The organism is Apilactobacillus sp. EABW-1NA (assembly GCF_030398685.1).
GTDB classification, from domain to species: domain Bacteria; phylum Bacillota; class Bacilli; order Lactobacillales; family Lactobacillaceae; genus Apilactobacillus; species Apilactobacillus waqarii.
Genome location: NZ_JAPDKO010000029.1, coordinates 1 through 15289, shown reverse-complemented (window position 1 = coordinate 15289; position 15289 = coordinate 1). Strand labels below are relative to the sequence as shown.

Genomic DNA, 15289 nt, shown 5'->3' with positions numbered 1-15289 from the left:
TAGCTCTTCTGAATAAATTGTTATTTTATAAGCGAATTGACTTCGCAATGTTTAATTCTTACAACCAAGTTGTAAGTTCCTTACACATCATCGATTATCAATCTTGTTCAGTTTTCAAAGATCTACCGATTTGTTGATTGCTGATTAAATCAACCAGCTATTTAATTATATCAGACCGTTAACTTAATGTCAACAACTTTTTATAATTAATTTTTATCAACCTTGTTATCAAAAGTCGCTCAATCGCGATGACAACAATAACTATTATGCCATCTTAGCAAGTAAAAGTCAACAACTTTTTTTGCTTATTTTCAATCGAAATTAACGATCAACTTTTTCAACAGCAGAAACAATAATATCAAATTCAAACCGTCAAGTCAACAACTTTTTATTATTTGTTTCGATTAAATTTTATTGTTATCTCAAAAATGACAACGGATATAATAATACCAATTATAAACACTGTGGTCAATAACTTTTTCAAACTTTATTAAACTTTTTAGTTTTATTCTTTATAATAGAATTAAATAGAATAATCGTTATACTATTTCTTATAGATAATATTAAAGGAGTTTTACTATTATATGGAAAAAGTCGTGATTGCTGCTGCCAAGAGAACACCGATTGGTAAGATAAACGGTGCCCTAAAGAACTTCACTTCTGTGGATTTAGGAACCATTGTTACCAAGGCTGTAATTGAACAAGCAAACATTAAACCTTCTGATGTAGATCAAGTCGTGTTTGGAAATGTCATCCAAGCAGGTGCTGGTCAAAACATCTCAAGACAAATCGAAATTAATTCAAACATCCCCTACTGTAGTACTGCCAATACAGTTAACCAAGTATGTGGTTCCGGACTAAAGGCTGTCCGCAATGCTCAAGCTGCCATCGTGATGGGTGACGCTGACGTCGTGATTGCTGGTGGAGTGGAAAGCATGTCCAATGCTCCATTTCTAAACATGGACGTTAGATCCGGTCACAAGTTTGGTAATGTTACTCTAGTTGATTCATTAAACAACGACGCTTTAATGGATGCTTTTAACAAACAACCAATGGGAGTTACCGCAGAAAACGTTGCTGAAAAGTTCAACGTTTCAAGAGAAGAACAAGACGAGTTCGCCTACCAATCTCATATGAAGGCTGCCAAAGCATTTGATAATGGATACTTTGACAAAGAGCTAGTACCAATTGAAATCAAAAACAGAAAATCTTCTTATATTATGAAGGAAGATGAAAACATTCGTCGTGATACTTCTATTGAAGTCCTTAACAAACTACGTCCTGCCTTCAAGGAAGAAGGAACTGTGACTGCCGGAAACGCGGCTAGTCTAAACGACGGTGCATCTGCTTTAGTCCTAATGAGTGAATCAGCCGCTAAGCGTTTGAATGTCAAACCACTAGCGGTCATCGATGGCTATGCCGAAGCAGGATGTGATCCTGACTACATGGGATACGCTCCATATGACGCTACCAAGTCATTGTTTGATAAACTAAACATCACTATGGATGATATCGACCTAGTCGAACTAAATGAAGCATTCGCTGCTCAAGTCCTAGCGGTTGCTCACGACTACAATATCGATATGGACAAACTTAACATCTCTGGTGGTGCCATCTCAATGGGACATCCCCTAGGTGATTCCGGTGCGCGAATTGTCGGTTCATTAATCTATAACCTACAACGCACTAACAAAAAAAGCGGTCTAGCTACCATCTGTATCGGTGGTGGTATGGGAATGGCCATGAAAATTACACTACTATAGATAATTCTAATTAGTTTACTAAAAGTGTCATTGTAGTATGCTATGAATAGGCTTAATTTACAAACGTTGCAAAATGCAGCGTTTTTCTATATACTTTTTACTTATAATTTTCATAAAGGAAGTGTAAAAATGCCCGCAACATACTTAAAGAAATCAACTGAAGAAGATTTACCAGCAATCTTAGATATCATTCACTCAGCAATCAAGTACCTACACGAACAAGGAATTGATCAATGGCAACATGGTTACCCAGCTGACGAAGATTTAGTTAAAGACGTTAAAGATGGAATCAACTACGTGTTAATCACTGACGGCCAAGTCGCCGGAACTGCAACAATTCATCAAGGAATTGATCCAAATTACCTAAAGATTGAAGAAGGCGATTGGGTTAACGGTTCTGAAGCTCACTACGCAGCGATTCACAGAGTTGCCATCTCAAATGAGTTCCGTGGACAACACCTATCTGAAAAACTGGTTAGTAGCTTAATCACCGTTTCACGTGTATTAGGTTACAAGGATATCAGAATCGACACTCATCCTGAAAACAAAGGTATGCAACACGTTATCACTTCTAACGGTTTTGAAAAACGTGGAATTATCCATATGCGAGAAAATGGTCATCCATGGACTGCTAGATTTGCATACCAACTATTAACTAAATAATAGAAGGTGCTCACATGCTAGCAGACGACCTATCAGTTCAAATCAAACTGATTATTATGTATGCGATTGGTGTTTTAGCCCTATTGACTTTGCTATTTTTCTTATACCGCAAGCATCAATCATTTAAAAATAAATATGTAGCAACCATCCTAGGAATTACCATCATCTTGGTATTAATCCTAATCGATGTAAGTACATTGCATTAAAAAAAGACGTTCATTATGATGAACGTCTTTTTTGTTTGGTTTAATTAGTGAATAACAACCTTAGTGCCGGTTGGTACTGAGCTGTTGATCCATTTAGCGTCTGGAATTGATAAACGAACGCAACCATGTGAGTTGGCAACCTTGCCTAGTTCATGGGCATCCTTCATTAAATACTTACCAGCCTTGTTTACGGGAACGGAATGGAATAGGTAGATTCCGTGATCCTTAAATGAAGTCCAGTAGTTGGCACCTTCCTTGGATGATGCGTTGTAGAAGTGACTACCACGTTCTTTTTGAATGTGGAATGTACCGCGTGGGGTACCATCGTCATTTCCAGTTGAGCATAGCATGGTGTATAAAACCTTGCCCGCCTTGTTCATAACATAGACACGTTGTTTCTTAATTGAAACATCTAGCCAGTTCTTCTTTGATAGTTTCATATTTGGGTAAGCCTTCTTTTCAGAAGAGTGCTTCCAAGCATTCTTTGAAGGCCTTACTGAGGCTTGTGCCGATAGATTGGTAGTAGTATTCTTGTTCGCAGTCGATTTTGAGGTAGATTGGCCGCAAGCTGTTAATCCTAATGCCACAATGACGGCAGCAATAATCATTGCAAATGCACGTTTAAATTTAGTCATTAAATATCTCCCCTTGTCTTTGACTTAATTAAAACACAAAGTGAAAATCAATTCCATTATTAAAAACATTTGGTATAGTTATATTTATAAAAACATTCGTACAAACTAAGGAGATATCGTTATGCGAAAACTAAAAGCATTTTCACTACTACTCGTTATGACTGTCATGTTGTTTGCCGGAAGCATCAGTGAAACCCACCTAGCCGCTAATGCGCAAACTACCAAGCAAACTCGTCACAAGAAAAAGCCCGCCAAAAAAGCTAAAAAATCCAAGAAGGCTAAGAAAACTTCTAAGGCTAAACACAAAAAGACCACTAAGAAGAAAAAGGCCGTAAAGAAACACGCTAAAAAGACTACCAAGGCCAAGAAGAAGCACCCAAAGAAAACTAGAAAAGTTACCAAAGCAAAAAAGAAGGTAGCTACTAAGAAGAAGGCCCCTAAAAAGGTAGTTAATAAAAAAAACAACGCCAAAAAAGTGATTGTAAGCACTACTTCTCCGGTAGCTACCAGCAACAAGAAGACTACCGATTCTAACTACTACCAATCCGTTGATGGTTTTAACTACCCATCAGACGATCACGCTACTCCTAACGCATCTGACACGCTAAACATCCCTGCCGGTTACCTATTTAGTTTCAATGCCAACACCAAGAAGATGGTCCAAGGTACCGCTTCAGACGAATCAATTGACCAAAGCCGTCAAATTAACACATTCCACCCAAGCACCGCCGACATTAACGCCAAGGTCAACATCAACAACATTAGTAATGACCAACAACGTCAACTATCACAATATGCAGCTAACCTTGTGAATGATTTAAGACACAAGCTAGCTAACAACTACCCATACACCCAAGACCTAACCGTTACCGAACGTGCTCTAAAGGCTGCCACTGATGTTGCCATCGGCTACAACAACGATAATTGGGACTTTACTAAAAAAGGTGGTCACGATGTCTCTGTCCTAGATGACGTCTTCGCCGCTAACAGTTTCTCTGCCTACGGTGAAAACATCGCTGGTTCACTACTAACTAACTCATACATCAATGGACCAGTTACTATGGCTAACGTTAAGGAAAGCATCTACGGTGCCATCTGTGCCATGATGTTTGACGACGCATCTTCTGATTGGGGCCACGCTGCCAACTTCCTAGGAATTGGTTTCGATAGTTCCGCTAAACAAGAATTCGGTGTTTCAATTGATAAGATGGGCCAAATTCACTTCGAAATTTATCAATAAAAAATAAAAAGACGCTATGACGGCGTCTTTTTTGTTTAGCAAAATTATCATGTTTACAAATAGTTCAAAACAGATATACTTATACATGAATTAAATATAAAAATGCTGTCCACTGGGGTGCCGTTTTTCGGCTGAGATTACACCCATTGAACCTGATCTAGTTAACACTAGCGAAGGAAGTCAGGCGCACTCCAAGTAAAGAATTAGAATTAGAATTAGACTTAGTCTATCCAAGTGTACCCTTCCACCGTCGTGTGGGAGGGTATTTTTTATTTACGGCAGCAAACTGGAGGTATTGTTTCATGTTTTCACATCAACTAGTCAAAGAAGCTAACCCAATTTTGGAAGCCATCTTTGACCACCCGTTTGTTAAAGGTATCGGTGACGGTCACGTCGACGATGCAGCATTAAAATTTTATGTTCAACAAGATTTTCAATACTTATCTGAGTTCATCAAAATTTACGCTAGTATCATCCCCATCCTAAAGGGCAGAGAGGACATGCGCTTTTTCGCTGAAAACATCGATTTTATTTTAAACAGTGAGATTCACCCTCACCACGTCTTTTGCGATATCGCTAACGTTACATACGAAAGTTTGCAACACGCTACCCCAAGCCCTAAGGCTTACCTATACCAATCACATATGTATCGTGCCGTAAGAACCGGTAGTCTGGCCAACATCATCTGTGCGCTACTACCATGCCCATGGACATACAATGAAATTGCCAAACAACTAACTGCCACAGGGAAAAACACCGAAGACAACCAGTTTAAGAGTTGGATTGATTTCTACCTATCTGACAATGAAGATGCAGATGGTGGAATAACCCAAAAGCTCTTTAACATGTTAAATGAACTATCCAAGGACATGTCAGAAGAAGAAATCAATGAGGCCAAAGGCTTCTTCCTAAAGAGTACCGAATTAGAATGGGAATTCTGGGAACAAGCCTTCTACCAACAAGACTGGCGTTTTGCCGACATCATTCATGGAGGTAGTCATCATGAATAGTAAAAAAGTCCCTGAAGCACTAACGATTGCCGGTTCAGATTCCGGTGGTGGAGCCGGTATGCAAGCTGACATCAAAACGATGCAAGAACACCATGTCTTTGCTACCAATGTCGTGGTTGGTTTGACCGCCCAAAACACATTGGGTGTGCAATCCGTCCTACCCACTCCCGTTGAAATGATCAACGCACAGTTTAACTCACTATACGATGATTTCGACATCAAGGCTGCCAAAACCGGTGCCTTGTTTGACCAAAAACGTGTCGAAGCCGTCGTCGCAAACATTAATGAACACAACATTCACCCCATCGTCGTCGACCCGGTCATGGTTGCCAAGGGTGGCGCTAGGTTATTAGACGATTCGGGTATCGACGCCATCATCCATAAACTAATGCCAATCGCCGACATCGTGACCCCTAACCTTCCTGAAGCTGAGGTTATATATGGTAAGAAGATTGAAACCAATGACGATGTGATTGCAGCTGCTGCGCACATTCAACAACTGGGTGCCAAGAACGTCATCATCAAGGGTGGCCACCAACAAGGTGATACCCTTTCCGATTACGTCCTACTAGAAAGCGGAATTAGTTTTACCATCGAAAGTAAAAAGTACGACACCGCGAGAAAACACGGAACTGGCGACACCCTATCATCCGCAATCGTCGCTAACCTATCCAAGGGGGCATCCATCAAGGAAGCCATCATCGAAGGTAAACGCTACATTGATACCATCCTACAATCAGAAATCATTGTCGGACATGGTCATGGACCACTAAATCACTGGGGGGCTGAAGATGAAATTCGCTAAAGAACAACTAGCCGTCTACTTCATTGCGGGTAGTCAAAACGTTGGCGGCGACGTCGACAAACTAATCCAAATCGTAGAGGGTGCATGTAAGAACGGAATTACCATGTTTCAATACCGCGAAAAAGACCGTTCTACCCTATCCGATGCGGAAAAACTACAGGTGGCGATTCAACTAAAGGAAATCACCGCCAAGTATAACGTGCCATACATCATCGATGACGATATCGATTTGATGAAGGAAATTAATGCTGATGGAATCCACGTCGGTCAAGACGACACCAAGATTGAACGCGTCATCGCGGAATGTCAAAACAAGATTATCGGACTATCTACCCACACCCTAGATGATGTCAGAGCTGCCAACAATGTCGATTCACTAGACTACATCGGAATTGGTCCCATCTTTGCGACTCAATCCAAGTTAAAGGTGAAACCAGCAATCGGTATCGATGAACTAAACCGTTTATACCAAGAATCTACTCATCCAGCCGTTGCCATTGGTGGCATCAAGGAAGATAACGCCAAGGCGGTGCTAACTACCAACGTCGACGGTGTCTCAGTCATCTCAGATATCATCGATAGTTCCGATATCCAACAAACCATTAATCGTCTAAAGGGGAATGCATAATGACTACTATCAAACAAATCAGAGAAAACTCACCAATCATTTTAAACATCTCAAACATGGTAACACCACAACACGTGGCCGATGCCATCAACTTCATCGGGGCGTCACCAATCATGTTCGACGACATCAAGGAAGCAAGCGACCTAGTCAACATCTCAAATGCCCTAGTCATCAACATGGGTTCATCAAACGATGCCGACGTTGAAAAATCAATTGCAGCTGGAAAGTACGCCAACCAAAAAGGCATCCCTGTCGTCATTGATCCCGTTGCGATTGGCGCATCCAAGTTACGTCAAAATAACTTCGCTAAGGTAGCTAAGGAAGTCAATTTCGACGGTGTTCGTGGTAACGCCGGTGAGTTAGCATTTCTCGCCGACATCGAATGGAACGCCCAAGGTATCGACGCCGGAAACGGTGACGGTGACTTACATCAAATCGCAGAAACAGTCGCTAAGAAGTTTGACTGTATCACATTACTATCAGGTGTTACTGATGTGATCTCAGATGGTAGTAAAACCGTAGAAGTTAAAAACGGTCATCACTACTTTGCCGTTAACGTTGGTTGTGGCGATATGTTAGACGGTATCCTAGGGGCCTGTCTAGCAGTCGACAACAGTTTAGATTCCGCCGTGCTTGCATCTAGTATCCTAAGCATTGCCGGAGAAATTGCCGGTGGAATTACCGACAACCTACCATATTCATTCCTATCAACTGTATTTAATACCTTATACCAACTAACCGACGAAGAAATCACTGAGTTTCAAAAACTAGGCTAAACAAAAAGGACTGACAAACGTCAGTCCTTTTTATTTTCATCATTTATGATGTCTCTAACAAGTCTCGAAATAATAAAGTATAGAATTGAAAAAGCTGCTGATGATAGAATAACAATTAAACTAGGTCTATTATAGTAAAAGAAATTATTATTCATTTTCTCGAATAGTCTTACTACAGGTGGAACAAAACTATTAGCGATTATATACGAAATTTCAATCAAATAAATATATATTTTTATAGGTATTAGTTTTTCACGACAATAGCGTTTCAATTTAATTCTTTGTTGTCTTCTTAATCTTTTATAGCTAAATATTTCGATTAAGACATGCAACATTTTATAGTCAAGCATTGAAATGATGATGGTAAAGACAATTGAAAAAATTGTTAATGTATCACTTAAGTTCATTAAATATAATATAACAGAAACCAATATCATAAATATAAATTTCCAAACTATTATTTTAACTTTATATTTCGTGATATTGTTATATTTTGGTACAATAACTATTTTATCTAAGAACCATGAAATAACCCATAGTTCATACCAAGTTAACATTGAAAAAATGTAGAAAGAAACATGGTTTTTATTAAAAACATCTCCACAAATACTATTAATAGTTATAATAACAATCAATATAAAATCGCAAACGATAGTTGCCTTAAAACAAATCATGTCTTTCCATGAGTTATCTGACGTCATTAATCTTTTAAACGTTTTAAATGCAACATATATACTAATACATAATGATGTTGATATGATTATTATCGAAAAAATAAATAATAAATAGTACCATTTATTAAAAAAAGTACGAATAATCCCGATACCAATACAAAAACTAATAAACGTTATGGCTAATAACATTATTATTATGTGTTCAGCTTCAAAATCCCTTTTTTTCGTCAATAAATCAACTTGATTATCAACCCATTTAAAACCTTTATCAATCCATTTAATAATAACCAACCTCCAAATACTATGTATTACACATATACCATATAGCATTATAGAAGCTTATTTGTTTAAAATATTGATAATCTTATTGTATATATCTATACATTCATATAAAAAAGACTGACAAACGTCAGTCCTTTTTATTTTTATAGTGCTTTTTCGATATTAGCTAGTGTTAGTTCATCAGTTGAGGCAAACACGATATCAGCATCCTTTAGGATGTCGGCACTACCGATTCCGATGGAAGTCTCACCGGCACCATTGATAGCAGCAATACCGACTTCCGCATCTTCAATTCCGATGCATTGTTCTGGAGCTAGGTCCAAGATTTCAGCACCCTTAGTGTAGATTTCTGGATCTGGTTTACCCTTACTCAATAAAGCCGGGTTAACCACCTTTTCAAAGTATTCACTTAATTGAAGTTTTTCCAAAACAGTTGGTGCATTCTTGGAAGCAGATGCTAAAGCGATTAAATAGCCATTATCACGTAAACTGTCCAAGAATTCCTTGATACCAGGAAGAATATCGGCTGGTGACATTTGATCAACTAGGTTTAGGTAGTTATCGTTTTTTTCCTGTGCTAGTGCCAGCTTGTCTTCTTCAGTGTATTTTCCTTGTAAGTTACCGCGATCCAAAATCAGATTCAATGAGTCCATGCGGTCCACACCCTTTAGGTCTTCGGCTAACTTGTCATTCCATGGCGTGCCGACTTTATCGGCAATTTGTTTCCATGCCTTACTGTGTAAAACAGAGGTGTTGGAGATAACACCGTCCAGGTCAAAAATGAAACCTTTAATCTTGTCTAATCCCATGTCTATTCCCCCTTTGATAGGATTTCTAGTGTTGCTTTTTCTAGTTTGTATGACTTGTTGTTTACAATGATGTTCATTGGTTGACCATCAACCAACTTGATTGTTGTTTTACCATCAACAATGTTGATGTTTAATAATCTGCCGTTAAAGACAATTCTGAATTCAAAGCCATCCCATTCAATTGGTAGATGTGGGATAATCTTTAATTCGCCGGCTGAAGTTACTTGCATCCCTGCGAAACCTTGAACCACACTTAGCCAGCTTCCACCTAGGTTTGCCAAGTGTAAACCATCTTCAGTGTTTCCTTGTAAATCAGTTAAATCCATACGAACAGTGTCTGAGAAGTAGCTGTAGGCCTTCTTCATGTCACCCATACGCGCAGCTAACGCACTGAAGATTGAGCGTGATAATGATGAGTCATGAGTAGTAATTTTTTCGTAGTAATCGAATTCTCTTCTTAGTTGATCATCATCAATTGTTTCTGGGAATAATAGGTCCGCTAAAACAGTATCTGCTTGCTTGTTCACTTGGTATCTGTAGATGTTTAGTGGGTGGTAGTGCAATAGTAATGGGTATTTGTCCTTTGGTGTTTCGTCGAATGGCCAGATTGCCTTGCTGAAGAATGTGTCATCTTGAGCGTTAATTTGGTATTCGTCGTTGAATGGGAAGTAAATCCTTTCAGCGATGTCCTTGAATGATTCTAATTCTTCAACTGAAGCACCTAGTTTGCTGAATCCTTCTGGATCTTCTTCCATTAACACTAGTCCTAACTTGTATGCCAAGTTGAAGTTGTTTTGCGCCATTCTGTTAGTAAAGTAGTTGTTATCAACCATTGCAGTGTATTCGTCTGGTCCAGTTACTGTGTGGAATTCGAATACTGTCTTGTTCTCTCTCTTTGCCCACGTACCGAATTCTCTGAAGAAACGAGCAGTTTCTAGTAACATTTCAAAACCATAGTCCTTTAAGAATGCCATGTCATGAGTTGCTTGGTAGTAGTTACCGATGGCATATGCAATGTCTCCGTCTAAGTGGTAAGCGGCAGTACTTGCTGGGTAGTATGCGGAAGTTTCTTCACCGTTGATGGAACGCCATGCGAATAGCGCACCTTGGTTAACACCCAATTCACGAGCACGTGTACGTGCAAAGCTTAGAGTGTTGTAACGGTATACCAATAGTTTCTTGGCAATTTCTGGATTTGTGTAGATGAAGTAAGGAATCATGTACATTTCAGTGTCCCAAAAAGTGTGACCTTCATAACCTGGTCCTGTTAAACCTTTGGCAGCGATGTTTGTCTTACCGTCACGACCAGTAGCTTGGTTTAATTGGAAGATGTTGTAGTGAAGAGCTAGGTTTAATTCGTCGTTTCCGGCGATTGAAACCTCACCGTTTTGCCAAGTGTCATGCCAGAAACTAGCACTGTTTTCCTTAATTGTGGCAAAGTCTTCTTTAGCAAAGTCACCTGCTTCATTCTTTTCACCAACGATAAATCCGTAGCCAACTTTTGGTTCGTCGACTAGTGCTAGTTTTTTAGTTAGTGGACTTTCGTTGTTAAAACCGTAAGCAGTAATTTCAATGCGTTGTTGTGATTCAGCAGTACTAATGGCGATTGTTTGTGATAAGTCGTCAGTAGCAACCACTTCACGTTTGATTGATTTTAATTCTCTAGTCTTTCTTGGGTCATCGATGTCGTCGCCTGCTTCAGCCTTTGCTTCTTCTAGGACAAAACTCTTATCGATGTAGATGTCACCCTTGTAAGTTCCAGCTTCAAAAGCATATTCAATGCCGTAGAAGTGAACTTCTCTTTGATCGATTGCTGAAGTGACATTCATTTTAATTGTTTGTTTCTTGTCGTTACTTAATTCATATTCTTCAACCAATTTACCGTTAGATAAATCTAATTGCATATCTACTAGTTTAGAATGAGTGAATTCGCCATGACCGTCATCAAAGACGCGAATTTTTCTCAAGTTAGGAAGAGAAACGATTGTTTCATTCCTCTTTGGGTAGTAAGCAGCAGCTTCTCCGTATGTGATTGGACTGTATTCGAAGAAACCATTTACAAGTGTTCCTTCTACTGCGTTTGATTCAATTGGGTTAGTTGAACGAACCCCAAAGTGACCATTACCGAATGAGAACACAGCTTCTAGGTTGCCCGGATTACTTGAACTCACGTCTTTTAGTCTTAATTTAATGTCTTTAGTCATTTTTAATTCAACTCCTTTAATTATTCTTTAACTGGTTTTACAAAGAATACTGTTCCGGCAGCAATTAGTGCGCAGATTCCAGCTAGGAATAGCATTGCACTCATTGATCCGTGTAGCATTGGGAAGATTGCGAAACTAGAAACTGAAGCGACAATTTGTGGGATACAAATTTGCCAGTTGAATAGTCCTAGGTAAGCACCTTCGTTCTTACCTTTAACAGCACCTGTAATCATTGCAAATGCTTCTGTTCCGATTGTGATGTACATAATTCCAAATAGTGTGAATGGAACGATTGATAGCATCTTTGAAGTTACAAAGTACATCATGATTAGACCTAATCCACCTAATACTAGTGAGATGAATAGGATTTTTCTTCTTTGGCTTGGTTTTAGACGAGCTAAAACGAATGTACCCCATAGAACTCCGGCTAGTGATTGAACGAATGTTAATACCCCGTTCCAGTTACCAGCTGCTTGGAATCCTGCGCTAGCAGGGTTAGTTGTGTGCCAAATGTTTTCTGCTAATGCACCAGTGCTGTAAGTCCATACAAATTGAACTGAGATGAATGAGAACATCATAACTGCTAATAATTCCCAGAAGATCTTAGGAGCAGTCTTTACTAATTCCCATAGACTTGGTGCTTTTTCTTTACTGTCTTCTTCAATGTCGTGGTATTTTGCGTATTCTACTGGGTCGTATTCTTTAACGTTTACAACAGTGTAGATAGTAGTTGCAGCGATTACGACTGCTCCAATGTAAAAGGCAATTTTTACAGTTGTTGGAACTTCACCTTTAGGAGCAATGTTTGAAAAACCAATTGCAGTGATTACGAATGGTAGGATTGCAGCTAGCATTCCCCCTGCGTTTGAGTAAATGTTTTGGAATGACCATGCTTTGTCTTCTTGGTCTGCGTTAACCATGTCACCGATAATCATTCTGAATGGTTGTTGACACATGTTTGATGAAACGTCTAGAAGCATGATAGTAACCGCACCAAATAGTAAAGCGGCTAATGATCCATAACCTAAACCTAGCGATCCAACGTTTGGTAAAACGATTAAAACAATTGCAGAAATAATAGAACCCATAATCAAGTATGGCAATCTTCTACCAAAACGGTTCCACGTTTTGTCTGATCTCTTTCCAACGATTGGTTGAACAATCATCCCTGCCAATGGTGGTAGGATGAAGAACCAACCTAACTTATTAGGGTCAGCCCCAATAGTTTGGAAAATTCTACTCATTTGAGATGTTTGTAAAAAGAACGCCATGTTTAAACCAAAATAACCGAAGGTAATATTAAATAATTGGAACCTCGATAGTTTTGGTAATTTTAGTTTGGACATCATAATAGCTCACTCTCCTTTATTAATATGATTCTTTAGTGGCTATGATTACTATAGCGATAATAATGTAAACGCTTTACTAATCGATAATCAAATTATATTCGATATTTTTTTAATTAGCTAGCGTTTTTTTGTTAAGAATTTATAAAGGTATAAAATATTTTTTATATACTTTAGCGGGAGATTAATTAATCCATTAATTATTCTTATGCTTATATTTTGTGCACAAAAAAAGCCGAATCTTTTAACGGATCGGCACTGTAAGATTTTTCTCCTATTAATAAAAAAGGAGCTGACAAACGTCAGCTCCTCTTATTTTTTAATAACATACAAAATATACTATGGCTATAATAATAACGGCGATTACCATTAATGTGTAACAAATCTTTTCAAACATATGAATTTCCTTCTTTGCTCCCGCATTTAATTTATCTAAAGTTTAGGCTAACTACCCGCACTTGTCAATTTTGTTATATATAATAAAAAAACGTTGGAATAATTCCAACGTTTCTTATATTTATTAGATGTATTGAACGATTGTCATCAAGATAGGAATAACAACGATGAACAATACAGTTGAAGTAGTTACAATGTTTGTAGCGTACTTAACATCCCCGTGTGATTCAGCAGCTAGGATTGGTAATACAGCTAGCATTGGAGTAGCTGATTGAACAATCATAGTTTGGCTAAACATTGTTGGTAGTGATACACCACCATGAGCAGCAGCAGTTAGGATAGCAATCATAACAACTGGAGCCAATACGAAACGACCTAATAATGCAACAACAGTGTCACGGTCGAATGAGATACTCTTTAGACCAGCATCAGCTAATACAATACCAATGTAGATTAGTGATAGTGGAGTAACTAAACTACCAACGTATGATAGTGTTTGTGATAAGAAAGGTACCTTTAGTACTGGAATGTTTAGTAGTAAGAATACTAATGCAACCAAGAAACCAACAAGTGGCATTGGAATAACTTGTTTCCAGTTAATCTTGTGGTGTTCTTTTGGTTGACCTGACTTAGTAGGATCATCATTACTGATTAAGAAGACACCAAATGCCCAAGTAGAAACAGTATTGATGATGTAGTATACCAAGAAGTAAGTCATTGACTTGTCACCGAATAAGGCAATGTTCAATGGTAAACCAATGAAGATAGTGTTGGCATTAACAATAGCGTTAATAAATACACCACGACGACCTGGTCTAACCTTCATGATTTTAACTAGTGCAAATGCAATTAGGTAACCGATAACAACTGAGATAATACCCCAGATTAGGTAGCTACCGAAACTTACAAGCTTACCTCTAGTTAGACGACTTAACACCGCTACAAAAATTGAAGCTGGTAAGGCGATGTTTTTGATTAATTTAGAAATGTTCTTGCTGAATGTATCTGCAAACCAACCGGTTTTTCTTAATACATATCCTAATAACATAATTAGAACAACAACAAGGACACTTTGGATTGAGTTAATAAATACTCCCATTATGAATCCTCCTATTTGATATTAAAAATAATTATTGCTTAATTTAAAACACGATAAGTACTATAAAACACATTTAAAGATATAGTCAAAGGATAAGTTCATTATAAATATTTTTTATATCAACTAGCAAAAGACCGTCGTATTAATCTTTGTCGTCTTTTTTATGCTTGTTTTTTAAAGAAATTACTAACACAGTGGATAATGTAGAAATAATAAATAATACAATTACCATGATAATCATTCCGATCACTAGCATCTAATCCCCCCTAGTTTTTCACCTTTTGATAAAATTATAGCTAATTTTCAATTTTTTCTCAAAAAAATGTTGCATAAAATAAATAGATATGGTTTAATATTATATGTCGCTTGAGGTTACATCTCACAGACAAACTTAATATTTTGAGCTGTTAGCTTAAGGTAAAAGCACTCAGTCCTTTGCTGAGAAGATGGTGTTCAAAGCATCACAGCTCACTAACTAAAGTACTTTGAAGATTTTATCTTTGGGGTACTTTTTTGTTAAAGAATAAAAGTTTGTTTTTGTATATCTCACAAAAAAAGAGTCGCTTCTTAATTGAAATTGAAGCGGCTCTTTTTTTAGATCTTTTATACATAATAAAAGCCATAGCATAAGGAACTGCAACTATTATTTTGAACAAATAAATAAAAGCAGCTTTCTAACTATTTAATTGGGCAACTGATTTTCTGTATTCTACAGGTGATTGGTTGCCTAATTTTGTTAGTATTCGTTTATTA

General features: G+C 38.0%; 14 protein-coding genes and 1 riboswitch. Of the genes, 8 read left to right on the top strand and 6 right to left on the bottom strand.

Going from position 1 to position 15289, the window contains the following annotated elements; translation table 11 throughout:
* The first annotated feature begins 584 nt into the window (after positions 1-584).
* The 3 genes from OEZ61_RS07230 (at position 585) to OEZ61_RS07220 (ending at position 2632) form a co-directional block, all read left to right on the top strand.
* Positions 585-1763, top strand: coding sequence for an acetyl-CoA C-acetyltransferase (locus OEZ61_RS07230; RefSeq protein ID WP_290047265.1), 1179 nt, complete (start codon positions 585-587; stop codon positions 1761-1763).
* Positions 1764-1892: 129 nt separating this feature from the next.
* On the top strand, positions 1893-2426 hold the full coding sequence (locus tag OEZ61_RS07225) for a GNAT family N-acetyltransferase (RefSeq protein ID WP_034530719.1): 534 nt from the start codon (positions 1893-1895) through the stop codon (positions 2424-2426).
* Positions 2427-2440: 14 nt separating this feature from the next.
* On the top strand, positions 2441-2632 hold the full coding sequence (locus OEZ61_RS07220; RefSeq protein ID WP_034530717.1) for a hypothetical protein: 192 nt from the start codon (positions 2441-2443) through the stop codon (positions 2630-2632).
* A gap of 44 nt (positions 2633-2676) precedes the next feature.
* Here OEZ61_RS07220 and OEZ61_RS07215 read toward each other — a convergent pair whose 3' ends face one another.
* Positions 2677-3267, bottom strand: a complete 591-nt coding sequence (locus tag OEZ61_RS07215) for a L,D-transpeptidase (protein ID WP_034533869.1) — start codon at positions 3265-3267, stop codon at positions 2677-2679.
* A 121-nt stretch (positions 3268-3388) separates the two neighbouring features.
* Here OEZ61_RS07215 and OEZ61_RS07210 point away from each other — a divergent pair, with 121 nt between their 5' ends.
* The 5 genes from OEZ61_RS07210 to thiM all read left to right on the top strand — a co-directional run bounded on the left by OEZ61_RS07210 (position 3389) and on the right by thiM (position 7726).
* Entirely contained in the window at positions 3389-4507 is a 1119-nt protein-coding gene (locus tag OEZ61_RS07210; protein ID WP_034533866.1) for an SEC10/PgrA surface exclusion domain-containing protein, read from the top strand.
* Between the two features lie 103 nt (positions 4508-4610).
* Positions 4611-4703: riboswitch (TPP riboswitch) on the top strand.
* A gap of 106 nt (positions 4704-4809) precedes the next feature.
* Positions 4810-5517 carry a thiaminase II gene (tenA, locus tag OEZ61_RS07205; RefSeq protein ID WP_290047264.1) on the top strand — a complete coding sequence of 236 codons (708 nt, stop codon included), beginning with the start codon at positions 4810-4812 and terminating at the stop codon, positions 5515-5517.
* Positions 5510-6322, top strand: coding sequence for a bifunctional hydroxymethylpyrimidine kinase/phosphomethylpyrimidine kinase (thiD, locus tag OEZ61_RS07200; RefSeq protein WP_290047263.1), 813 nt, complete (start codon positions 5510-5512; stop codon positions 6320-6322). Before tenA ends, thiD begins: the two co-directional genes overlap by 8 nt.
* The gene (gene thiE / locus OEZ61_RS07195; RefSeq protein ID WP_250233062.1) at positions 6309-6950 is read left to right on the top strand and encodes a thiamine phosphate synthase; all 642 of its coding nucleotides are present in this window, start codon (positions 6309-6311) and stop codon (positions 6948-6950) included. Before thiD ends, thiE begins: the two co-directional genes overlap by 14 nt.
* Positions 6950-7726 (top strand): hydroxyethylthiazole kinase, encoded by a 777-nt coding sequence (thiM, locus tag OEZ61_RS07190; protein ID WP_290047262.1) that lies wholly within the window; start codon positions 6950-6952, stop codon positions 7724-7726. The genes thiE and thiM overlap by 1 nt, the downstream gene beginning before the upstream one ends.
* Before the next feature lie 20 nt (positions 7727-7746).
* On the opposite strand, the gene OEZ61_RS07185 is transcribed toward thiM, so the two are convergent.
* The 5 genes from OEZ61_RS07185 to OEZ61_RS07165 form a co-directional block, all read right to left on the bottom strand.
* Positions 7747-8691, bottom strand: coding sequence for a hypothetical protein (locus OEZ61_RS07185; RefSeq protein ID WP_290047261.1), 945 nt, complete (start codon positions 8689-8691; stop codon positions 7747-7749).
* Between the two features lie 134 nt (positions 8692-8825).
* The gene (gene pgmB / locus OEZ61_RS07180; protein WP_034533854.1) at positions 8826-9491 is read right to left on the bottom strand and encodes a beta-phosphoglucomutase; all 666 of its coding nucleotides are present in this window, start codon (positions 9489-9491) and stop codon (positions 8826-8828) included.
* Positions 9492-9493: 2 nt separating this feature from the next.
* Positions 9494-11695, bottom strand: a complete 2202-nt coding sequence (locus OEZ61_RS07175) for a glycosyl hydrolase family 65 protein (protein ID WP_290047260.1) — start codon at positions 11693-11695, stop codon at positions 9494-9496.
* Positions 11696-11715: 20 nt separating this feature from the next.
* Entirely contained in the window at positions 11716-13041 is a 1326-nt protein-coding gene (locus OEZ61_RS07170) for an SLC45 family MFS transporter (RefSeq protein ID WP_290047266.1), read from the bottom strand.
* 520 nt (positions 13042-13561) lie between these two features.
* The gene (locus OEZ61_RS07165) at positions 13562-14536 is read right to left on the bottom strand and encodes an AEC family transporter (protein ID WP_034530698.1); all 975 of its coding nucleotides are present in this window, start codon (positions 14534-14536) and stop codon (positions 13562-13564) included.
* Between the last annotated feature and the right edge of the window lie 753 nt (positions 14537-15289).